General features: G+C 63.2%; 1 protein-coding gene. It reads left to right on the top strand.

Annotated features, from left to right (window positions below):
* A partial coding sequence (acpA, locus tag EOA29_RS39040) for an acid phosphatase (protein ID WP_127222547.1) occupies nt 1–660 on the top strand: 660 nt, incomplete at both ends.

Raw genomic sequence — 660 nt, 5'->3', positions numbered from 1 at the left:
ACTACGCGGATGCCGACAAGAACCCGGCCAAGCCGTCGATTTCGGTGACGGACGATGGCGGCACAGCGCTGAAGCTCGCCGACAATTCGCCGAAATCGGTGCGCGACGGTATCCCGAAATTCGTCTCCGACGGCAATCTGACGCCGGATTTCTACGCTGTGAACACAATGCAGCCGCCATACCAGCCGAGCGGCAATGATCCGGCGCCCGGCGGCGATCCGCTCCTCGCGGACCCGTCCAAGCCGACAACGCTGCCGCCGCAGACGGAGCCGACCATCGGCGATATGCTCAGTCTCAAGCAGGTCAGCTGGGCATGGTACTCGGGCGCCTGGCAGTACACGCTCGACCATGGCAATCACACGCCGATCCCGAATTTCCAGTACCATCACCAGCCGTTCAACTATTACGCCAACTACGCGCCGGGCACCGAGGCCAGGCGGGAACACCTGCGCGACGCCGGGCTGGCTGGCGTGAGCTTCATTCAGGCGATCGACGACGGCGCCCTGCCTCAGGTCTCCTTCTACAGGCCGCAGGGCAATCTCAACGAGCATTCCGGCTATGCCGACATCCAGGCGGGAGACCGCCATATCGCCGATGTCATCAGCCATCTGGAGAAGAGCCCGCAATGGCCGCATATGCTGGTCGTTGTCGCCTATGACG

The organism is Mesorhizobium sp. M1E.F.Ca.ET.063.01.1.1 (assembly GCF_003998155.1).
Classification (GTDB): domain Bacteria; phylum Pseudomonadota; class Alphaproteobacteria; order Rhizobiales; family Rhizobiaceae; genus Mesorhizobium.
The sequence above is the reverse complement of the archived record's forward strand: the minus strand, read 5'-3'. Positions and strand labels throughout refer to the sequence as shown.